Here is a 20,625-nt window from a genome sequence, read left to right on the forward strand (position 1 = left end):
GTCCACGCCCCTACACGAACGAGTGGTTCTGATGAAGATTGCAGTCCTGCCGGGTGACGGCATCGGCCCCGAAATCGTCGCCGAGGCGGTCAAGGTCCTGAAGGCCCTCGACCTGCGCTTCGAGATGGAAAGCGCGCCGGTCGGCGGCGCGGCCTATGACGTGGCGGGCCATCCCCTGCCCGAGTCCACGCTGAAGCTGGCGCTGGGCGCCGATGCGGTGCTGTTTGGCGCCGTCGGCGACTGGAAGTACGACACGCTCGACCGGCCGCTGCGCCCCGAGCAGGCCATCCTCGGCCTGCGCAAGCACCTGGGCCTGTTCGCCAACTTCCGCCCGGCGATCTGCTATCCGCAGCTCACCCACGCTTCCAGCCTCAAGCCCGAGCTGGTGGCGGGCCTGGACATCCTGATCGTGCGCGAGCTGACCGGCGACATCTACTTCGGCCAGCCGCGCGGCCGCCGCACCGCGGTCGACGGCCACTTCCCCGGCGCCGAGGAAGCCTTCGACACGATGCGCTATTCGAAGCCCGAGATCGAGCGCATCGCGCATGTCGCCTTCCAGGCGGCCAGGCAAAGGGCTGGGGGGCGCGGCGGCAAGCTGACCAGCGTCGACAAGGCCAATGTGCTGGAGACCTTCCAGTTCTGGAAGGACATCGTCACCGAGGTCCATGCCCAGTACCCGGACGTGAAGCTCGACCACCTCTACGTCGACAACGCCGCGATGCAGCTCGTCAAGGCGCCCAAGGCCTTCGACGTGATCGTGACCGGCAACATGTTCGGCGACATCCTCAGCGACGAGGCCGCGATGCTGACCGGCTCGATCGGCATGCTGCCCAGCGCCTCGCTGAATGCGAAGAACCAGGGCCTCTACGAGCCCAGCCACGGCAGCGCGCCCGACATCGCCGGCAAGGGCGTGGCCAATCCGCTGGCCACCATCTTGAGCGCGGCCATGATGCTGCGCTACAGCCTGAACCAGGCCGAAGCGGCCGCCCGCATCGAGCGGGCCGTCGACACCGTCCTGAGCCAGGGCCTGCGCACCGGCGACATCTGGCGCGAAGGCGACACCCGCGTCGGCACCGTCGCCATGGGCGATGCGGTGCTCGCCGCGCTGAACGCCCAGGGCTGATCCGCTGGCGAATCCGCCCGGGTCTCCAGACCGTATTCCCCGGCCAAGAACACAAGGCGGCAAGCCGCTGCACGCTGCGCACGCAGAAGGACACAAACATGGCACAAGCAAGGGTTGGCCTCGTCGGATGGCGGGGCATGGTGGGTTCGGTCCTGATGGACCGCATGCAGGCCGAGGGCGATTTCGCCCTCATCGAGCCCTTGTTCTTCAGCACCAGCAATGCCGGCGGCGCCGCCCCGGCCGGGCTGGCCAAGAACGAGACCCAGCTCTTCGACGCCTTCGACCTCGAGGCCCTCAGGCGCTGCGACATCGTGCTGACCTGCCAGGGCGGCGACTACACCAGCGAGGTCTTTCCCAAGCTGCGCGCCGCCGGCTGGAACGGCCACTGGATCGATGCGGCCTCGACGCTGCGCATGAAGGACGATGCGGTCATCGTGCTCGACCCGGTCAACCTGCCGGTCATCAAGAACGCGCTGGCCCGGGGCGGCAAGAACTGGATCGGCGGCAACTGCACCGTCAGCTGCATGCTGATGGGCGTGGGCGCGCTCTACAAGGCCGGCCTGGTCGAGTGGATGAGCACCCAGACCTACCAGGCCGCCAGCGGCGGCGGTGCGCAGCACATGCGCGAGCTGCTGACCCAGTACGGCACGCTGAATGCCGAGGTGCGCAGCCTGCTGGACGACCCGAAGAGCGCCATCCTGGAGATCGACCGCAAGATCATCGCCAAGCAGCGGTCCTTGAGCGCTGCCGAGACCGCGAACTTCGGCGTGCCGCTGGGCGGCTCGCTGATCCCCTGGATCGACAAGGATCTGGGCAACGGGATGTCGAAGGAAGAATGGAAGGGCGGCGCCGAGACCAACAAGATCCTCGGCCAGGGCGAGGGCTTCGGCACGCCGGCCGTGCCGGTCGACGGCTTCTGCGTGCGCATCGGTGCCATGCGCTGCCACAGCCAGGCCCTGACCTTCAAGCTGAAGAAGGATGTGCCGCTGGCCGACCTCGAGGCCATGATCGCGGCCGACAACGCCTGGGTGAAGCTGGTGCCCAACACCCGTGAGGCCACCCTCCAGGACCTGACCCCGGTTGCCGTCACCGGCACCCTGACCATCCCGGTCGGCCGCCTGCGCAAGATGGCCATGGGCCCCGAGTACCTGGGCGCCTTCACGATTGGTGACCAACTGCTCTGGGGCGCAGCCGAGCCGCTGCGCCGTATGCTGCGCCTGCTGGTCGAAGCTTGAATCCCCTGCGCGGACCGGCGGAGACCCCATCCCGGGAGCTGAGCCTCATGTCGACACCTCATCCGAAGCCTTCACAACGCATCCTGGCGGCCCTGGCGGCGGCCCTGCTCGTGACGGTTGCCGTCCTGCCGGCCGAGGTGAAGGCGCTTTCGCTCGGTCGCTTGTCGCTCAAGTCCGGCCAGGGCGAGCCGCTGCGGGCCGAGCTGGACCTCGTTCGGCTGCGGGCCGAGGAGGAGGCCACGCTGAAGGCCCGCCTGGCCGATGCCAACGCCTACCAGGCGGCCGGTGCCACCTTGCAGGCGCCGCTGCGGGGCTTGCAGTTCTCGCTGCAACGCCGCGAGGACGGCCGGCCCTATCTGCAGATCGTCGGCAGCGAGGCCCTGACCGAGGACACGCTCGACCTGATCATCGAGGTCGAGTCGGCGCGCGGACGCGTCGTCCGCGACTACACCCTGAGGCTGGAGCCCGGGCGCAAGCCGCCCGCCGCTGCGCCGGCACCCGCGCCTGCCCCTGCACCGCAGGCTGCGCAACAAGCGGCACCGCCGGCCGAGGCGGCCCCGGTCGCCGTTCCGCCGGGTGAGGAGGAGGTCGCGGCCCTGCAGGCCGCGCCTGCGTCCACCTTGTCAGGCCTGGCGCTGGCGCGTCTGCCGCGCGGCGCGACCTTGGACCAGATGATGGCCGCGCTGCTGCGCGCCAACCCCGAGGCCTTCATCAACGGCAACATCAACAAGCTGCGCGCAGGCGCGGTGCTGGTGGTGCCGCCGCGCGAGCAGATCCTGGCCTTCGACCGCGCCGAGGCGCGCAAGCTGGTGGCCGAGCGCAGCGTCGACCAGGCCCTGCTGCCGCCTGCCGAGCTGCCGCCCGCCGCGGCCCCGGCGGCGCCCGTGGCGGAGCCGGTGCCCCCGGCCGCGCTGCCCGTGGTCGAGGTTCCTGCCGCGCCGCCGCCTGCCGCCGCGCCGCCCCTCGATGAAGCGCCGCCTGTGGCGCCTGCGCCGGTCGAGCCGCCTGCGCCCGCACCCGCGCCCGTGGAGCCGCCCGCGCCTGCCCCGGCCGAAGCGCCTGCAGCCGTCCAGCCGCCGCCCGCCCCGGCGGCCGATGGGGCTGCGCCGGCCGAGCCTGCCGACTTCGGGGCCGCCCTGCGCTGGGGCCTGCCCCTGCTGATCGCCCTGGGCCTGGGCTTCTGGGCCTTGCGTCGCCGCCCCGCGACGGCCGGCGCCGAGACGGCAGCCGCCGCGCCGGTGGCGACGCCGGTTCAGGCGCCTTCTGAACCGGAAGCGCCGGCTGGATCGGCTGCCCTGGCTGAGCCTGAAGCGCCCGCGGCGCGGGCCGAGCCCGTCGCGCCCCCGCAAGCGCCCGAGCCCGATCCGGTTGCGCTGCCCGCAGCGCGGGTGCCTGCCGCACCCGCCCCGCAGGCTGAGCCGGAGCCGGAGCCCGAGCCCGCGATTGCACTGGAAGCCGAGCCCGTGCCGGAACCCGAGCCGGAGCCGGAGCCTGTCCCCGAGCCCGAGCCCGAGCCCGAGCCCGAACAGCCGGCCCCCGCGCCGCAGCCGCCGGCAAGCTCCGCCCCCACCGAAGCCGAGCCCGAGCCGCTGATCCTCGCCGGCATGGCCCTGGACGAGCCGCAGCCCGCCCCGCCGCCTGCCGATCCGCCCGAGGCCCTCCAGCCGCTCGACGAGGTGCTCGCTCCGCCCGCGCCCGCCGCGAACGAGGGCGCCGCAAGCACAGCCCCCCAGGCCTGGTCGCTTTTCGAACCCATGGCCGGCGCAGCCCTGCCGCCCTCGCAGCCTCTGCCGGTCGAGGAGGTCTCGCCCTTCGAGCTGATCGCCACGCCGCGCAAGCCGCCGCAGGATGAGCTGCTCGAACTGCCCATGCAGTTCTCGCTGCAGGACCTGGATGCCCAGGGCGATGTCGACCCGGTGGCCGAGGCCGAGGTCTACCTGGGCTACGGCCGCGACATGCAGGCCGAGGAGATCCTGAAGGAGGCCCTGAGCCTGGACCCGGACAGCCTGCCGCTGCGCATGAAGCTGCTGGAAATCCACGCCCTGCGCCGCGACCTGCCGGCTTTCGAGAGCCTGGCGCGCGACATCTTCGAGACCACCGGCGAGGACCATGAAGCCTGGTGGCAGACCCAGCGCCTGGGTGCCGAGCTGGAGCCCGACCATCCGCTCTACCAGCCCGGTGCGCGTCCGGCGGCCGAGCCTCCGGCCCGGCCCGGCCTGCCCTGGTCCGAACCGGCCGCTTCCGGCATGGACCTGGACCTGGGCGAGGACGTACTGCCCGCCCTGGCCGGCCCCGAGGCCGAGGGCCTGAACCGCAAGCTGGAGCTGGCCGAGGAGTTCCTCGCCATCGGCGACCGCGAGGGCGCGGCCGAGCTGGCCGAGGAGGTGCTGCGTGCGGGCGACGCCAGCCAGCAAGCCCGCGCCGAGGCCCTGCTGGTCCGGCTGGAGCCCGGCCGCTGAGCACGCTGCCCGCGTCCTGCGAGGAAGCCGCCCCGGCCGGACGCCTGGCCCTGGGCCTGAGCTACCGCGGCAGCGCCTACCTCGGCTGGCAGAGCCAGCCCGGCGGGCAGACGGTGCAGGACCGGCTCGAAGCGGCCCTGGCCACCTTCGCGGCGCGGCCGGTGCGCACCGCCTGCGCCGGCCGCACCGATGCGGGCGTGCACGGCCTGAACCAAGTCGTGCACTTCGATGCGCCGGTGGCCCGCGAGCCTTTCTCCTGGGTGCGCGGGACCAACCGCTACCTGCCGCCCGACATCGCCGTGCAGTGGTGCCAGCCGGTGCCGGCCGATTTCGACGCGCGCCGCCATGCGCGCGGCCGGCGCTATGCCTACTTGCTGCGCGAATCGGTGGCCCGGCCGGCGCTGGAGGCCGGTCTGGTCGGCTGGGTCTTCCGCCCGCTGGACCAGGCGGCGATGGAGGCCGCCGCCGCCCACCTGATCGGCACGCATGACTTCAGCGCCTTCCGCGCGGCGGGCTGCCAGGCCCTTTCGCCGGTCAAGGAGATGCGCCGCATCGCGATCACGCGGCGCGGCGCGCTGTGGCGCTTCGAGGTCGAGGCCAGCGCCTTCCTGCACCACATGGTCCGCAACCTGATGGGCTGCCTCGTTGCGGTGGGGCAGGGCAGCCGCCCGCCGGACTGGATGGCCGAGGTGCTGGCCAGCCGTTCGCGCGAGCGCGCCGCGCCGACCTTTGCCCCGGACGGCCTCTACTTCCTCGGCCCGGTCTACGATGCCGCGCTGGGCCTGCCCGAACACAATGCCTCGATCGACTGGCTGCCCTGAGGGGCGGCGCATGTCGCCGGTCCTGCCGCCCGTCTTTTCCTTCCCCATGCCCCATCGCACCCGCATCAAGATCTGCGGCCTGACCCGCGAGGCCGATGTCGACGCCGCCGTGGCTGCCGGCGCTGACGCGCTGGGCTTCGTCTTCTATGCGAAGAGCCCGCGCGCCGTCAGCGTCGCCCGCGCCGCCGAGCTGGCGCGGCGCCTGCCGCCCTTCGTCACGCCGGTCGGGCTGTTCGTGAACGCCGGGCCGGCGGAGATTGCCGCGGCCTGCGACGCCATCCCCACCCTGCTGCTGCAATTCCACGGCGACGAGGACCGCGCCGCCTGCGAAGCTCCCGGTCGGCCCTACCTGCGGGCGGCCCGGATGGGGCCGGGTTTCGCTTTGCTAGACTTTGCTCAGCAATTTCCCAGCGCCCAGGCCCTGCTGCTCGACGCCCATGTCGACGGCTATGGTGGTGGCGGAAAGGTCTTCGATTGGTCACTCATTCCAGCAAGCGCGCCCTGTCCGCTCGTTTTGTCTGGTGGGTTGAATCCTGCCAACGTGATCGATGGGGTGGAGCGCGTGCGGCCTTGGGCCGTTGACGTGAGCTCCGGCGTCGAGGTGGGCAAAGGCATCAAGGATGCCGATGCGATGCACCGCTTCTGCGACGCCGTCCGATGCGCCGATGCGCGCCTGCATGTAGCAGGCGCGACCGGCTGAACCCTCGATCGAAAGCACCCCATCATGTTGGACTACCAGCAACCCGATGCCCGCGGGCACTTCGGGCCCGTGAACGGCAGCTACTTCGGCGGCACCTTCGTCGCCGAGACCTTGATCCACGCGCTCGACGAGCTGAAGGCGACCTACGCCCGCTACCAGCACGACGCCGAGTTCCAGCGCGAATTCCGCCACGAGCTGGCCCACTTCGTCGGCCGGCCCAGCCCCGTCTACCACGCCGCGCGCCTGAGCCGCGAACTGGGCGGCGCGCAGATCCACCTGAAGCGCGAGGACTTGAACCACACCGGCGCGCACAAGGTCAACAACACCATCGGCCAGGCCTTGCTGGCCAAGCGCATGGGCAAGCCGCGGATCATCGCGGAGACCGGCGCCGGCCAGCATGGCGTGGCCACCGCCACCATCTGCGCGCGCTATGGCCTGGAGTGCGTGGTCTACATGGGCAGCGAGGACATCAAGCGCCAGTCGCCCAATGTCTACCGCATGAAGCTGCTGGGTGCGACGGTGGTGCCGGTCGACAGCGGCAGCAAGACGCTGAAGGACGCGCTCAACGAGGCCTTGCGCGACTGGGTCACCAACGTCGAGAACACCTACTACATCATCGGCACGGTGGCCGGTCCGGCGCCCTATCCGGCCATGGTGCGCGACTTCCAGAGCGTGATCGGCGAGGAGTGCCTGACGCAGATGCCCACGCAGATCGGCCGCCAGCCCGATGCGGTGCTGGCCTGCGTCGGCGGCGGCAGCAATGCCATGGGCATCTTCTATCCCTACATCCCGCACGAGGGCACCCGCTTGATCGGCGTGGAGGCGGCGGGCGAGGGCCTGGACAGCGGCAAGCACTCGGCTTCGCTGACCCGCGGCACGCCCGGCGTGCTGCACGGCAACCGCACTTACCTGCTGCAGGACCGCAATGGCCAGATCACCGAGACGCACAGCATCTCGGCCGGCCTGGACTATCCCGGCGTCGGCCCCGAGCATGCCTACCTCAAGGACATCGGCCGCGCCGAGTACGTCGGCATCACCGACACCGAGGCGCTCGAGGCCTTCCACCGCCTGTGCCGCACCGAGGGCATCATCCCCGCGCTCGAATCCAGCCATGCGGTGGCCCATGCCATGAAGATGGCGCCGACGATGCGGCCGGACCAGCATCTGCTGGTCAACCTCTCGGGCCGCGGCGACAAGGACATCGGCACCGTGGCCGACCTGTCGAATGCCGACTTCTACTGCCGGCCGTCCTGCCGCGGCCAGTCGGTCAAGGGTGGCGTGTCGGTGGTGGAGATGAAGTCATGAATGTGCGCATCGCAGCGGTCTTCGAGACCCTCAAGGCCCAGGGCCGCCAGGCCCTGATTCCCTACGTGACCGCCGGCGATCCCTCGCCGGCCGCCACCGTCGACATCCTGCACGGCCTGGTGGCCGGCGGCGCCGACATCCTCGAACTCGGCGTGCCCTTTTCCGACCCGATGGCAGACGGCCCGGTGATCCAGAAAGCCTCCGAGCGCGCGCTGGCCCAGGGTGTGGGCCTGGACGATGTGCTGGGCATGGTGCGCGACTTCCGCCGCGACGATGCCCGCACCCCGGTCGTGCTGATGGGCTATGCCAATCCGGTCGAGTGCTACGGCGTCGAGGCTTTCGCGCGCGACGCGGCCGCGGCCGGCGTGGATGGCGTGCTGATCGTCGACTACCCTCCCGAGGAGTGCGAAGGCTTTGCCGCGCTGCTGAAGGCGGCCGGCCTGGACCTGATCTTCCTGCTCGCCCCCACCTCCACCGAGGCGCGCATGGCCACGGTGGGCCGCATCGCGGGCGGCTACGTGTACTACGTGTCGCTCAAGGGCGTGACCGGCGCCGGCCACCTGGACACCGACGAGGTGGCGCGCGTGATCCCGCGCATCCGCCAGCATGTGCAGGTGCCGGTGGGCGTGGGCTTCGGCATCCGCGATGCCACCAGTGCGGTGGCGGTGGCGGGCGTGTCCGATGCGGTTGTGATCGGCTCGAAGCTGATCCAGTTGATGGAAGCCGCGCCGGCCGGCACCTGGGCCACCGTGGCGCGGGATTTCATGGCCTCGATCCGCGGCCCGCTGGATGCTGCCTCGGCCGCCCGGCGCCTGTGAGCCGGCGGGCCGCGCCGCCTCGTGGCGGTGCTGCCCTCGGTGGTGATGACGTTTGATGCAAGGACCCTCCCCATGAGCTGGCTCGAAAAACTGCTGCCCCCCAAGATCCAGCCCACCGACCCGGCCGAGCGCCGCTCGGTGCCGGAGGGCCTGTGGACCAAGTGCCCGGCCTGCGAGACCGTGCTCTACAAGACCGACCTGGAGCACAACCTCGGCGTCTGCCCGAAGTGCAGCCACCACCACCGCATCGGCGCGCGGGCGCGGCTCGACGCCTTCCTCGATGCCGAGGGCCGCTACGACATCGGCCAGGAGGTGCTGCCGGTCGACCCGCTGAAGTTCAAGGACAGCAAGAAGTACCCCGAGCGCCTGAAGCAGGCCCTGGACAGCACCGGCGAGACCGATGCCCTGGTCGTGATGGGCGGCGCGGTGATGACGCTGCCCGTCGTGGCCGCGGCCTTCGAGTTCGAGTTCATGGGCGGCTCGATGGGCTCGGTGGTCGGCGAGCGCTTCGTGCGCGGCGTCGAGACCGCGATCGAGCAGAAGGTGCCCTTCATCAGCTTTGCCGCCAGCGGCGGCGCGCGCATGCAGGAAGGCCTGCTGAGCCTGATGCAGATGGCCAAGACCAACGCCTCGCTCACCTGGCTGGCCAAGGCCGGCCTGCCCTACATCAGCGTGCTGACCGACCCGACCATGGGCGGCGTCTCCGCCAGCTTCGCCTTCATGGGCGATGTGGTGGTGGCCGAGCCCAAGGCCCTGATCGGCTTCGCCGGCCCGCGCGTGATCGAGAACACCGTGCGCGAGAAGCTGCCCGAGGGCTTTCAGCGCGCCGAGTTCCTGCGCGACAAGGGCGCCGTCGACATGATCATCGACCGCCGCGAGCTGCGGCCCACCGTGGCCCGCATGCTGGCCATGCTGCAGCGCCAGAGCGCCGACGCGGTCGCCTGAGGCCGCCGCCCGAAGCTCCCGACGGGCGGCTCCGGCCGCCCTTTTTGCTTGATCCGTCCCGCGAAGAAGCCGCTGCCGTGACCGATGTTTCCCCGACTGCGACCGAGACGGCCCGCGCCGAACTGGCCCGCTGGCTGGCCCATGCCGAAGGCCTGCATCCGCGCGGCATCGACCTGACCCTGGAGCGCGTGCGCCGCGTCCATGCCCGCATGGGCCTGGCGATCGAGGTGCCGGTCTTCACCGTGGCCGGCACCAACGGCAAGGGCTCGACCTGCGCGATGCTGGAGGCCATCCTCGGCCAGGCCGGCTACCGCGCCGGGGTCTACAGCTCGCCGCACCTGGTGCACTTCGAGGAGCGCTGCCGCATCGACGGCCGTCCGGTCGAGGCCGCGGCGCTGCTGCCGCACTTCGCCGCGGTCGAGGCCGCGCGCGAGGGCGAGCCGCTGACCTATTTCGAGTTCACCACCCTGGTCATCCTGCGCCTGCTGGCCCACGCCGGGCTGGATGCGCTGATCCTCGAAGTCGGCCTGGGCGGCCGGCTGGATGCGGTGAACGTGGTCGACACCGACTGCGCCATCCTCACCAGCATCGACCTGGACCACTGCGAATTCCTCGGCCCGGACCGCGAGGCCATCGGCGCCGAGAAGGTGCCGATCGCCCGGCCGGGCAAGCCGCTGATCGTCGGCGACCCGCTGCCGCCGGCCAGCGTGCTGACGCATGCGGCCTCGATCGGCGCCGACCTCTGGCTGCATGGCCGCGATTTCCGCTATGCCGGCCAGCAGGGCGAGGGGGGCCGCTGGCAGCAATGGTCCTGGACCGGCCGCAGCCAGCGCCACCACGGCCTGGCCTACCCGGCGCTGCGCGGGGCCAACCAGTTGCTGAATGCCGCGGCCGTGCTGGCCGCGCTGGAGGCCCTGCGCCCGCGTCTGCCGGTGCCCGCCCAGGCGGTGCGCACCGGCCTGGCCCTGGTCGAGCTGCCCGGCCGCTTCCAGCTCGTGCCGGGCGAGCCGGCCCTGGTGCTGGATGTCGCCCACAACCCGCATGCCGCAGCCACCCTGGCGCAGAACCTCGACCAGATGGCCTACCACCCGAGCACGCATGCCGTGTTCGGCGCCATGAAGGACAAGGACCTCGCGGCGGTGATCGCGCCGTTGCTGCCGCTGGTCGATGTCTGGCATCTCTGCGCGCTGCCCACGTCGCGCGCGGCCGATCTCGACACCCTGCAGGCTGCGCTCGACGCCGCCCGCGCCGCCCGGGGCCAGGGCCGGGTGCCCGGGCCGCAGCAGCCGCGTGTCGAACGCCATGCCACCCCGCAGGAGGCCCTGCGCGCCGCCCTGGCCCAGACCGACCCGGCCGATAGAATCGTGGTCTTCGGTTCCTTCTTCACCGTGGGCGGCATCCTCCAGGCTGGCCTGCCGCGACGCGAGGCGCCGCACCTGGGCCGAAGCTGAGCCCGCCGGCCGCAGCCGCCCCGGGCCCCTCCGTCGTCCGAGCACCGCGCCACCTCCCAGCATGGGTCTTGCCTCCTTCCTGTCCCGACTGTCCAAGCCGGAGCCCGCCTCCGGTCCGGCCGAGGAGGAGCGCCTGCGCACGCAGGCCCGTCACCGACTGATCGGCGCGGCCCTGCTGGTGATGCTGGCCGTGCTGCTGCTGCCCTGGGTCTTCGACAGCCCGCCCCGGCCCCTGCCCGGCGACCTGCCCATCGACATCCCGCGACGCGAAGCCGTGGCCGCCCTGGGCCTGCCCAGCGAGCGCGCCGCCGCGCCCGCGGCCGCTTCAGCCGGGCCGGCGCCGGACGCCATGCCCGAGCCGCAGGCCGTCCGGCCGGCACCCGCTCCGCCGGCGCCGGCCCGTCCGGCGGCTGCGGCGCCCCCGCGCGAGACGGTCGAGGCGGCCGTGCCACCGCGGCGGGCTGCATCCGCCGCGCCGCAGCGGGCGGCTGCGGCGCCCGCCGCCCCGCGGCCCGAGCCGGCACCCGCCAGCCGCAGCGCCGAGGCCGAGGCCGGCGCTGCGCGGCCCGCCGCCGAAACAGCCGCGGGCGCGCGCTACATCGTCCAGATCGGCGCCTATGCCGACCCGGCCACCGCCCGCGCGGCGCGGCTGAAGGTCGAGCGCCTGGGCCTCAAGACCTATGTGCACGAGATCGAGGTGCCCGGCGGCAAGCGCATCCGCGTCCGCGTCGGCCCCTACACCGACCGGGACGAGGCAGCCCGCGTGCGGGATCGACTGGAGAAGGCCGGCTTCCAGCCCGGCCTGCTGACGCTTTGAGGATGGCCGCGGCATGAACCTCGAATCCCTGGGCTGGGTCGACGGCCTGGCCCTGCTCGGCCTGGCGGTCTCGCTGCTGATCGGCCTGTGGCGCGGCCTGGTCTTCGAGCTGATGTCGATCGCCGGCTGGGTCGTGGCCTTCGTCCTGGCCCGGCGCTACAGCGCGCAGGTGGCAGCCTGGCTGCCGGTCGGCGAGCCCGGCACGGCGATCAACCTGATGGCTGGCCTGGTGCTGGTCTTCGTCCTGGCGCTGTTCGTGTGGGCGCTGCTGTCCTGGCTGCTGCAGAAGGCGATTTCGGCCTCGCCGTTGCAGCCGGTCGACCGGGTGCTGGGCGGGGCCTTCGGCCTGCTGCGCGCCCTGGTGATCGGCCTGGTGCTGGTCAGCCTGGTCCGGCTCACGCCCCTGGCGGCCTCGACGGACTGGCAGGCCTCGCGGGCCGTGCAAGGGCTCGGGCGCGTCCTCGAACAGATCCAACCCTGGTTGCCCGACTCGGTGACGCGCCATCTGCGCGCCGCCGGCCCGGGCCACCCGTCCTCGGCACGGAAAGGCTGAAACCCATGTGCGGCATCGTCGGCGTCATCTCCAAGGCCCCCGTCAACCAGCTCATCTACGACGCGCTGCTGCTGCTGCAGCACCGCGGGCAGGATGCGGCCGGCATCGTCACCGCCGGCCCGGACCATCGCGGCACCAAGTTCTTCATGCACAAGGCGCGCGGCATGGTGCGCGACGTGTTCCGCACCCGCAACATGCGCGCGCTGCCCGGCCAGATCGGCCTGGGCCAGGTGCGCTACCCGACGGCGGGCAATGCCTACAGCGAGGAAGAGGCGCAGCCCTTCTACGTGAACGCGCCCTTCGGCCTGGTGCTGGTGCACAACGGCAACCTGACGAATGCGCATGCGCTCAAGGGCGAGCTGTTCGCCATCGACCGCCGGCACCTGAACACCGAGAGCGACACCGAGGTGCTGATCAATGTGCTGGCGCATGAGCTGGAGACCGCCGCCCGCGACCAGGTGCTGACGCCTGCGGTGATCTTCGATGCCGTGGCCGCCGTGCACAAGCGCATCAAGGGCAGCTATGCGGTGGTCTGCCTGATTGCCGGCCATGGCCTGCTGGCCTTCCGCGACCCCTACGGCATCCGCCCGCTCTGCCTGGGCGAGGCGACGCTGGAGGATGGCAGCCGCGAGCTGATGGTCGCCAGCGAGTCGGTGGCCCTGGAAGGCACCGGCCACCAGCTTGTGCGCGACGTGCAGCCGGGCGAGGCGATCTTCATCGACTACGAGGGCACGCTGCACGCCCGCCAGTGCGCCGCCCGGCCGATGCTGAACCCCTGCATCTTCGAGTTCGTCTACCTGGCGCGGCCGGATTCGGTGATCGACGGCATCTCGGTCTACCAGGCCCGCCTGAACATGGGCGAGACGCTGGCTCAGCGCGTGATCTCGACGCTGCCGCCGAGCGAGATCGACGTGGTCATCCCCATCCCCGAGTCCAGCCGCCCGAGCGCGATGCAGCTCGCGCAGAAGCTGGGCAAGCCTTACCGCGAAGGCTTCGTGAAGAACCGCTACGTCGGCCGCACCTTCATCATGCCGGGCCAGGGCCAGCGCAAGAAGAGCGTGCGCCAGAAGCTCAATGCCATCGGCGCCGAGTTCAAGGGCCGCAATGTGCTGCTGGTCGACGACTCCATCGTGCGCGGCACGACCAGTCGCGAGATTGTGCAAATGGCGCGCGAGGCCGGCGCTGCCAAGGTCTACCTGGCCTCGGCGGCGCCGCCGGTGCGCTATCCCAATGTCTATGGCATCGACATGCCGACCAAGGCCGAGCTGGTCGCCCACGACCGCAGCAGCGACGAGGTGCGCGACTACATCGGCTGCGATGCCCTGATCTACCAGGACCTGGCCGCGATGAAGAAGGCGGTGGGCCAACTGCAACCCGCGCTGGCGGGCTTCGAGGCCTCTTGCTTCGACGGGGTCTACATCACCGGCGACGTCAGCAGCGAGGACTTCGACGCCATGTCCAAGCAGCGCAGCCTGGGTTTCGAGGAAGAGGAAGGCAACCGCCAGCGCCTGGCGCTGCAGGGCGGTGTGGAGGTCTGAGATGAAGCCGCTCGACGAACCCGCCCGCAAGCCGGGCCTGCCCCGGGTCGACTTGCCGCATGACGCGCGGCTGGAGACCCTGGCCGTGCGCGAGGGCCTGCCGCCCTCGGCCTGGGGCGAGAACTCCGAGGCCCTCTTCCTCACCAGCAGCTTCGTCCATCCGGACGCGGCGACCGCCGCCCGTCGCTTTGCCGGCGAGGAGGAGGCCTTCGTCTACAGCCGCTTCACCAACCCGACGGTGACGATGATGGAGCGCCGCCTTGCGGCGCTGGAAGGCACCGAGGCCTGCCTGGCCACGGCCAGCGGCATGAGCGCGATCCTGCTGCTCTGCATGGGCCTGCTCAAGGCTGGCGACCATGTGGTCTGCTCGCGCAGCGTGTTCGGCTCGACGATCAAGCTGCTGAGCGGCGAGTTCGGCAAGTTCGGCGTCGAGACCAGCTATGTCTCACAGAGTGAGCCGGCCGAGTGGCGGGCTGCGATGCGGCCGAACACCAAGCTGCTGTTCGCCGAGACGCCGAGCAATCCGCTGACCGAGGTCTGCGACATCCAGGCCCTGGCCGACATCGCCCACGAAGGCGGCGCGCTGCTGGTGGTGGACAACTGCTTCTGCTCGCCCGCGCTGCAGCAGCCGGTGAAGCTGGGCGCCGACCTGATCATCCACTCCGGCACCAAGTACCTCGACGGCCAGGGCCGGGTGCTGGCCGGCATGGTCTGTGGCCCGCAGAAGATCATCGACGGCACCCTGGTGCCGGTGATGCGCAGCGCCGGCATGAGCTTGTCGCCCTTCAATGCCTGGGTCGTGCTCAAGGGCCTGGAGACACTGGGCATCCGCATGGTCGCGCAGAGCGCGACGGGCCTGGCCCTGGCGCGTTGGCTGGAAGCGCATCCTGCCGTCGAGCGGGTCTACCACCCGGGCCTGGCCTCGCATCCCCAGCATGCCCTGGCCATGCGCCAGCAGGGCGGGGTGGGCGGGGCGGTGCTGAGCTTTGTCGTCAAGGCGGCCGATGCCGCGCAGGCCCGCGAGCGCGCCTTCGGCGTGATCGACGCGACGCGCATCTGCTCGATCACCGCCAACCTCGGCGACACCAAGACCACCATGACCCATCCGGCCAGCACCTCGCATGGCCGGCTGAGCGAGGACCAGCGCCTCGCGGCCGGCATCACCCAGGGCCTGATCCGCGTGGCGGCGGGCCTGGAGCATGTCGAGGACTTGAAGGCCGACCTCGCGCGCGGGCTCGATCGCCTGGCCTGATCCGGGTCGCGAGCCGCGCTTTCCTCTGTTCCGCATCCGGCCGTGCCGGCCCCGCAAGGCCGGGGCGGCGGCCCACACCGCCATCCCATGAGCGACTCCCAACGTCCGGTCCGCACGCGCTTCGCGCCCAGCCCGACCGGCTTCATCCACCTTGGCAACATCCGCTCCGGCCTCTACCCCTGGCTCTTCGCCCGGGCGCGCGGCGGTAGCTTCATCCTGCGCATCGAGGACACGGACACCGAGCGTTCCTCGCAGGAGGCGGTCGATGTCATCCTCGAAAGCATGCAGTGGCTGGGCTTGGCGCATGACGAAGGCCCCTTCTTCCAGATGCAGCGCATGGACCGCTACCGTGCCGTCGTGCAGCAGATGCTCGATGCCGGCCTGGCCTACCGCTGCTACACCACCCCGGCCGAGCTGGACGCGCTGCGCGAGCAGCAGCTCGCCGCCAAGCTGAAGCCGCGCTACGACGGTCGCTGGCGGCCCGAGCCCGGCAAGGCCCTGCCGCCGGTGCCCGAGGGCGTGGCCCCGGTCATCCGCTTCAAGACGCCGCAGGGCGGCAGCGTGGCCTGGACGGACAAGGTCAAGGGGGTGATCGAGTTCAGCAACGAGGAACTCGACGATCTCGTCATCGCCCGCCCCGCCGCGCCCGGCGAGTCCATCGGCGTGCCGACCTACAACTTCTGCGTGGTCGTCGATGACCTGGACATGGGCATCACCCATGTGATCCGCGGCGACGACCATGTCAACAACACGCCGCGGCAGATCCACATCTTCCGCGCCCTCGGCGCCGAGCCGCCGGTCTTCGCGCACCTGCCCACCGTGCTCAATGAGCAGGGCGAGAAGATGAGCAAGCGCCATGGCGCCAAGCCGGTCACCGCCTACCGCGACGAGGGCTATTTGGCCGATGCCGTCGTGAACTATCTGGCCCGCCTGGGCTGGAGCCACGGGGACGACGAGATCTTCAGCCGCGAGCAGCTCATCGCCTGGTTCGACCTCGACCATCTTGGCAAGAGTGCCGGGCAGTTCGACGAAGCCAAGCTGCGCTGGGTGAATGCCCAGCACCTGAAGATGAGCGCGGACGAGGCCCTGGTGCCGCGGGTGGCGGAGCAACTGGCGCGCCGCGGCCTGCATGGCTTGGCCGAAGACCCGCGCAGCGCCGCGCGGATCGGCCTGTTCAAGGACCGCTGCAGCACCACGGCCGAGATCGCCGAGTGGCTGGCGATGTACCACGGCCCGGTCACCCCTTCGGATGCCGAGCGCGAGCAGCATCTAACGCCGGCCATCCGTCCCGCGCTCTCGGCGCTGGCCGAGGCCCTCGGTGCCTTGCCGGGCTGGGAGGCGCCTGCCATCGGCGCGGCCTTCAAGGCCGTGCTGGCCGCTCAGGGTCTGAAGATGCCGCAGCTCGCCATGCCCGTGCGGGTGGCGGTCTGCGGCCGCGTGCAGACCCCTTCGGTGGATGCGGTGCTGTCGCTCTTCGACCGCGATGTCGTCGTCAGACGCTTGCGCGAAGCCTGAAAGTACTTCATAATCTCTTTCTCGCTTGAACGGCGCAGCCCAAGCGCGGAACGCACTGCAAAACAGTCCGGTCTGCGGCGATGACGACACAAGATGTCATCGCGATCCACGGGGGTATAGCTCAGCTGGGAGAGCGCTTGCATGGCATGCAAGAGGTCAGCGGTTCGATCCCGCTTACCTCCACCAGATCACTAGGTGGCGCGCAGTTCAAGAGGCGATGGTTTTCGGTCCCCTTCGTCTAGAGGCCTAGGACACGACCCTTTCACGGTTGTAACAGGGGTTCGAATCCCCTAGGGGACGCCAAGTTTGACGATGCTTGCGCAGCAATGCGGAATATCGTCACCGACGAGGAGTGGTAGTTCAGTTGGTTAGAATACCGGCCTGTCACGCCGGGGGTCGCGGGTTCGAGTCCCGTCCACTCCGCCAAATTCAAAAGGGTTCCTTCAGGGAACCCTTTTGTTTTTGGTGCTCAGGTTTTTTCTCATTCCGCCGTTGTCAGCCCCTGCCGGGTGAAGAACATGCCGGGCGGCCCACAGGCCCCGGGGCAGCGGACAATCCGTGACATGGATCACAGCTTTGCTTCGGCCCTGGTGCTGCTGCTGCTCGTGCTCGACCCGCTGGGCGGCCTGCCGGTCTACATCAGCGTGCTTGAGCGGGTGGATCCAGCCCGTCGTGCGCGGCTTGCCCTGCGCGAAAGCGTCATCGCCTTCTTGCTCCTGCTCGCCTTCATGCTGGGCGGGCAGGGCTTCCTCAGCTTGATGAACCTGTCCGAGCGGGCACTCGAAGTGGCCGGCGGGGTGATCCTGATGATCATTGCCATCCGTATGATCTTTGCCCGGGACGGGGTGATGCCCATAGAGGCCGACGGCCGCGAGCCGTTGATCTTTCCCCTTGCCGTTCCCCTGCTGGCCGGGCCTTCGGCCCTGGCCACCGTGCTGCTGCTGGCCTCGCGCCAACCCGATCGCCTGCTGCACTGGGTGGCGGCCCTAGCGGTGGCCATGGGCCTGTGCCTGCTCGTGCTGCTTTCCGCGGCCCGGCTGCAACGCTGGCTGGGCGAGCCCCTGGTTCGTGCGCTGGAGAAGCTGATGGGGCTACTCCTGACGGCGATTGCTGTCGAGATGCTGCTCTCCGGCCTGCAACGCTACTTCAGGTGACTGGCCTGCAGGCGCACGCCCGAGATCCAGGGCAGGGCAGGACCCCGGCCAAGCTGGGGCACACTCGGCGCATGACCTTGACGATGCCCCGGCCCGCTTGCGCAGCCCTCTCGGGCCGCAAGCTTCTGGGCCGTGCAGTGCAGGCAAGCGTCGCCGTAGCGACGCCACAAAGCAAAACGCCCTCAAGCTGGAAGCCTGAGGGCGTGTGCCTTGATCTGTTTCGTTTCCTTGACTGCCGGACCGACAGTGTTGGTGCCCAGGAGAGGACTCGAACCTCCACGGAGTTACCCGCTAGTACCTGAAACTAGTGCGTCTACCAATTCCGCCACCTGGGCTCGGCAACGAAGAACGAAATTCTAAGATGAAAAATGAACAGGGCTCAAGCCCGTCTGTGAAAAGTGGTGCAGGTGCAACGTTGCTCGTCGAGGTCGAGGGCCTGGTGCAGGGCCATCGCGATGGGCACGGTTTCGTGCAGCGCGACGACGGCGAAGCCGATCTCTACCTTTCCCCCCAGGAAATGCGTGCGGTGCTGCACCGCGACCGGGTCCGCGCCCGCATCGTCCGCCTCGACCGCAAGGGCCGGCCCGAGGGCCGCGTGCTCGACATCCTCGAGCGTCGGAAGACGCCGATCATCGGCCGCCTGTTGTTCGAAGGCGGTGTCTGGTTGGTCGCGCCCGAGGACAAGCGCTACGGCCAGGACATCCTCATCCCCAAGCAGGCCACGGCCAAGGCCCAGCCGGGGCAGGTGGTGGCGGTCGAGCTGACCGAGACGCCGTCGATGTACGCCCAGCCCGTCGGCCGCATCACCGAGGTGCTCGGCGAGGTCGACGACCCCGGCATGGAAATCGAGATCGCGGTCCGCAAGTACGAGGTGCCGCACCGCTTCACGGCCGAGACCATGGCCCAGGCCGCCAAGCTGCCCGACAAGGTGCGGCCGATCGACCGGAAGGGCCGCATCGACCTGAGCGACGTGCCGCTCGTCACCATCGACGGCGAGGATGCGCGCGACTTCGACGACGCTGTCTACTGCGAGCCGATCGCGATCGGTCGCGCCAAGAAGCCCAATGGCTGGCGCCTGGTGGTGGCCATCGCCGACGTCAGCCATTACGTGAAGCCGGGCGAGGCCATCGACGACGATGCCTACGAGCGCGCGACCAGCGTCTACTTCCCGCGCCGGGTGATCCCCATGCTGCCGGAGAAGCTCAGCAACGGCTTGTGCTCGCTGAATCCGGACGTGGACCGGCTCTGCATGGTCTGCGACATGGTGATCGATGGCGGCGGCGAGATCGTCGCCTACCAGTTCTTCCCGGCCGTCATGCACTCGGCGGCGCGCTTCACCTACACCGAGGTCGCGTCCATCCTGGCCAACACCCGCGGGCCCGAGGCGGCGAAGCGCAAGGCCCTGGTGCCGCATCTGGTCGACCTGCACGAGGTCTATCGCGCGCTGCTCAAGGCCCGCGGCCAGCGCGGCGCGGTGGACTTCGACACCACCGAGACGGCGATCGTCTGCGACGACAACGGCCGCATCGAGAAGATCGTGCCGCGCACCCGCAACGATGCCCACCGCCTGATCGAGGAAGCCATGCTGGCCGCCAACGTCTGCGCGGCCGAGTTCATCGCCCAGGCCGAGCATCCCGTGCTCTACCGCGTGCATGAAGGCCCGACGCCCGAGAAGCGCACGACGCTGCAGAACTACCTGAAGGCCCTGGGCCTGGGCTTGAACATCGGCGACGACCCGCACCCGCGCGAGTTCCAGGCCATCGCCCAGGCCACCCGCGAGCGGCCCGATGCGCAGCAGATCCACAGCATGCTGCTGCGCTCGATGCAGCAGGCGCTCTACACGCCGGTCAACAGCGGCCACTTCGGCTTGGCTTATGGCGCCTATGCGCACTTCACCAGCCCGATTCGCCGCTACCCGGACTTGCTGGTGCATCGCGTGATCAAGGCCATCCTGGCGCAGAAGCGCTACCACCTGCATGCGCCGGAGCTCGCCAGCTCGGCCGTTCACACCCGCAAGCTGCCGCGCGGCAAGCCGGCCGGCAAGGGCGCGGGCGCCATGGCCACCGCCGTGCCCGCGCCGCCGGTGCGCCTGCCCAAGCTCAGCCCGGCCGAGCAGGCCATGTGGGATGCCGCCGGCGCGCACTGCAGCGCCAACGAGCGGCGTGCCGACGAGGCCTCGCGCGATGTCGAAGCCTGGCTCAAGTGCAAGTTCATGCGCGAGCACCTGGGCGAGGAGTTCGGCGGCAGCGTCACCGCGGTGACCAGCTTCGGCCTCTTCGTCACGCTCGACGAGCTGTATGTCGAGGGCCTGATCCACATCACCGAGCTTGGCGGCGAGTACTACCGCTTCGACGAGGCCCGTCAGGAACTGCGCGGCGAGCGCACCGGCGTGCGCTATGTGGTGGGCAGCCGCCTGCGGGTGCAGGTCAGCCGGGTCGACCTGGATGGTCGCAAGATCGATTTCCGCCTGGTGCGTGATCCCCTGCTCGCGCCGCTGCCGGCCGGCGGTGGGCGCGGCGGCAAGCCGTCCGGGCGGCCTCGCCCGGCGCCCGAGCTGCCGACCGAGGCGCCCGTCCCGGCGGTCGAGGAACTCGCCGCTGTGCAGGCCGAGGACCGCGAGGAAAAGCAAGCCGCCCGTAAGGCCCGCGGTGGCGCGGCCGGCAAGCCGCGTCGCGCGGCCCTGCTCTCGCCGTCGCCCGGGGAGGATGCGCCGCCCGAAACGCTCTGGGAGGCCGGTCCGCCCGACGAGGCGCCCCGGCCCCGCGCCCGGGCGGCCAAGGCGAGCCCGGCCGGAAAGTCGGCCTCCGGCAGCGGATCCGGTCGCCGCAAGGCGTCCACCGAGCCCGCCGCCGCCGGCGATGCGGCCCGTCCCGCCCGTAAGAGCCGCCGCAGCAGCAAGCGCTGAGGGCGCGATGCCCGCCCCCTCGGGCAGGCCCGCG

Annotated in this window: 16 protein-coding genes and 4 tRNA genes; 19 read left to right on the plus strand and 1 reads right to left on the minus strand. The window is 70.6% G+C overall.

Going from position 1 to position 20,625, the window contains the following annotated elements; genetic code table 11:
• The first annotated feature begins 31 nt into the window (after nt 1-31).
• From leuB to JI742_RS07040, 18 genes are all read left to right on the plus strand, one after another.
• The gene (leuB, locus tag JI742_RS06955) at nt 32-1,123 is read left to right on the plus strand and encodes a 3-isopropylmalate dehydrogenase (protein ID WP_201825024.1); all 1,092 of its coding nucleotides are present in this window, start codon (nt 32-34) and stop codon (nt 1,121-1,123) included.
• 98 nt (nt 1,124-1,221) lie between these two features.
• Nucleotides 1,222-2,358 (plus strand): aspartate-semialdehyde dehydrogenase, encoded by a 1,137-nt coding sequence (asd, locus tag JI742_RS06960; protein WP_201825025.1) that lies wholly within the window; start codon nt 1,222-1,224, stop codon nt 2,356-2,358.
• 47 nt (nt 2,359-2,405) lie between these two features.
• A complete protein-coding gene (locus tag JI742_RS06965; RefSeq protein WP_201825026.1) occupies nt 2,406-4,817 on the plus strand; it encodes a type IV pilus assembly protein FimV in 2,412 nt (803 codons plus the stop codon).
• Nucleotides 4,818-4,822: 5 nt separating this feature from the next.
• Nucleotides 4,823-5,638, plus strand: a complete 816-nt coding sequence (gene truA / locus JI742_RS06970; protein ID WP_236676956.1) for a tRNA pseudouridine(38-40) synthase TruA — start codon at nt 4,823-4,825, stop codon at nt 5,636-5,638.
• A 46-nt stretch (nt 5,639-5,684) separates the two neighbouring features.
• Entirely contained in the window at nt 5,685-6,338 is a 654-nt protein-coding gene (locus JI742_RS06975) for a phosphoribosylanthranilate isomerase (protein ID WP_201826462.1), read from the plus strand.
• A gap of 24 nt (nt 6,339-6,362) precedes the next feature.
• On the plus strand, nt 6,363-7,643 hold the full coding sequence (trpB, locus tag JI742_RS06980; protein ID WP_201825027.1) for a tryptophan synthase subunit beta: 1,281 nt from the start codon (nt 6,363-6,365) through the stop codon (nt 7,641-7,643).
• The gene (gene trpA / locus JI742_RS06985; RefSeq protein WP_201825028.1) at nt 7,640-8,461 is read left to right on the plus strand and encodes a tryptophan synthase subunit alpha; all 822 of its coding nucleotides are present in this window, start codon (nt 7,640-7,642) and stop codon (nt 8,459-8,461) included. The genes trpB and trpA overlap by 4 nt, the downstream gene beginning before the upstream one ends.
• A gap of 72 nt (nt 8,462-8,533) precedes the next feature.
• Nucleotides 8,534-9,406, plus strand: coding sequence for an acetyl-CoA carboxylase, carboxyltransferase subunit beta (gene accD / locus JI742_RS06990; protein WP_201825030.1), 873 nt, complete (start codon nt 8,534-8,536; stop codon nt 9,404-9,406).
• A gap of 77 nt (nt 9,407-9,483) precedes the next feature.
• Nucleotides 9,484-10,857: a bifunctional tetrahydrofolate synthase/dihydrofolate synthase gene (folC, locus tag JI742_RS06995; protein ID WP_201825032.1), complete on the plus strand. Its 1,374-nt coding sequence runs from the start codon at nt 9,484-9,486 to the stop codon at nt 10,855-10,857.
• 61 nt (nt 10,858-10,918) lie between these two features.
• A complete protein-coding gene (locus JI742_RS07000; protein WP_201825034.1) occupies nt 10,919-11,674 on the plus strand; it encodes an SPOR domain-containing protein in 756 nt (251 codons plus the stop codon).
• A gap of 13 nt (nt 11,675-11,687) precedes the next feature.
• A complete protein-coding gene (locus JI742_RS07005) occupies nt 11,688-12,227 on the plus strand; it encodes a CvpA family protein (protein WP_201825035.1) in 540 nt (179 codons plus the stop codon).
• Nucleotides 12,228-12,232: 5 nt separating this feature from the next.
• Nucleotides 12,233-13,765, plus strand: coding sequence for an amidophosphoribosyltransferase (gene purF / locus JI742_RS07010; RefSeq protein WP_201825036.1), 1,533 nt, complete (start codon nt 12,233-12,235; stop codon nt 13,763-13,765).
• Between the two features lies 1 nt (nt 13,766).
• Entirely contained in the window at nt 13,767-15,017 is a 1,251-nt protein-coding gene (locus JI742_RS07015; protein WP_201825037.1) for an O-succinylhomoserine sulfhydrylase, read from the plus strand.
• Nucleotides 15,018-15,104: 87 nt separating this feature from the next.
• Nucleotides 15,105-16,532 carry a glutamate--tRNA ligase gene (gltX, locus tag JI742_RS07020; RefSeq protein WP_201825038.1) on the plus strand — a complete coding sequence of 476 codons (1,428 nt, stop codon included), beginning with the start codon at nt 15,105-15,107 and terminating at the stop codon, nt 16,530-16,532.
• Between the two features lie 110 nt (nt 16,533-16,642).
• Nucleotides 16,643-16,718: transfer RNA gene (locus JI742_RS07025), tRNA-Ala, on the plus strand.
• Nucleotides 16,719-16,759: 41 nt separating this feature from the next.
• A tRNA-Glu gene (locus tag JI742_RS07030) sits at nt 16,760-16,835 on the plus strand.
• Nucleotides 16,836-16,881: 46 nt separating this feature from the next.
• Nucleotides 16,882-16,958 (plus strand) — tRNA-Asp (locus JI742_RS07035).
• A gap of 137 nt (nt 16,959-17,095) precedes the next feature.
• Nucleotides 17,096-17,686 (plus strand): MarC family protein, encoded by a 591-nt coding sequence (locus JI742_RS07040; protein WP_201825039.1) that lies wholly within the window; start codon nt 17,096-17,098, stop codon nt 17,684-17,686.
• 250 nt (nt 17,687-17,936) lie between these two features.
• Here the strand turns inward: JI742_RS07040 and JI742_RS07045 are convergent.
• Nucleotides 17,937-18,021: transfer RNA gene (locus JI742_RS07045), tRNA-Leu, on the minus strand.
• A 26-nt stretch (nt 18,022-18,047) separates the two neighbouring features.
• Here JI742_RS07045 and rnr point away from each other — a divergent pair.
• Nucleotides 18,048-20,591 carry a ribonuclease R gene (gene rnr / locus JI742_RS07050; protein WP_201825041.1) on the plus strand — a complete coding sequence of 848 codons (2,544 nt, stop codon included), beginning with the start codon at nt 18,048-18,050 and terminating at the stop codon, nt 20,589-20,591.
• Nucleotides 20,592-20,625 lie beyond the last annotated feature (34 nt).

The organism is Piscinibacter lacus (genome assembly GCF_016735685.1).
GTDB lineage: Bacteria > Pseudomonadota > Gammaproteobacteria > Burkholderiales > Burkholderiaceae_C > Aquariibacter > Aquariibacter lacus.

Coding starts and splice junctions, on each gene's coding strand:
- asd (WP_201825025.1), top strand. CDS start 1,222: ATGGCACAAGCAAGGGTTGGCCTCGTCGGATGGCGGGGCATGGTGGGT.
- JI742_RS07015 (WP_201825037.1), top strand. CDS start 13,767: ATGAAGCCGCTCGACGAACCCGCCCGCAAGCCGGGCCTGCCCCGGGTC.
- gltX (WP_201825038.1), top strand. CDS start 15,105: ATGAGCGACTCCCAACGTCCGGTCCGCACGCGCTTCGCGCCCAGCCCG.
- trpB (WP_201825027.1), top strand. CDS start 6,363: ATGTTGGACTACCAGCAACCCGATGCCCGCGGGCACTTCGGGCCCGTG.
- JI742_RS06975 (WP_201826462.1), top strand. CDS start 5,685: ATGCCCCATCGCACCCGCATCAAGATCTGCGGCCTGACCCGCGAGGCC.
- JI742_RS07005 (WP_201825035.1), top strand. CDS start 11,688: ATGAACCTCGAATCCCTGGGCTGGGTCGACGGCCTGGCCCTGCTCGGC.
- rnr (WP_201825041.1), top strand. CDS start 18,048: ATGAAAAATGAACAGGGCTCAAGCCCGTCTGTGAAAAGTGGTGCAGGT.
- JI742_RS07040 (WP_201825039.1), top strand. CDS start 17,096: ATGGATCACAGCTTTGCTTCGGCCCTGGTGCTGCTGCTGCTCGTGCTC.
- trpA (WP_201825028.1), top strand. CDS start 7,640: ATGAATGTGCGCATCGCAGCGGTCTTCGAGACCCTCAAGGCCCAGGGC.
- purF (WP_201825036.1), top strand. CDS start 12,233: ATGTGCGGCATCGTCGGCGTCATCTCCAAGGCCCCCGTCAACCAGCTC.
- accD (WP_201825030.1), top strand. CDS start 8,534: ATGAGCTGGCTCGAAAAACTGCTGCCCCCCAAGATCCAGCCCACCGAC.
- JI742_RS07000 (WP_201825034.1), top strand. CDS start 10,919: ATGGGTCTTGCCTCCTTCCTGTCCCGACTGTCCAAGCCGGAGCCCGCC.
- JI742_RS06965 (WP_201825026.1), top strand. CDS start 2,406: ATGTCGACACCTCATCCGAAGCCTTCACAACGCATCCTGGCGGCCCTG.
- leuB (WP_201825024.1), top strand. CDS start 32: ATGAAGATTGCAGTCCTGCCGGGTGACGGCATCGGCCCCGAAATCGTC.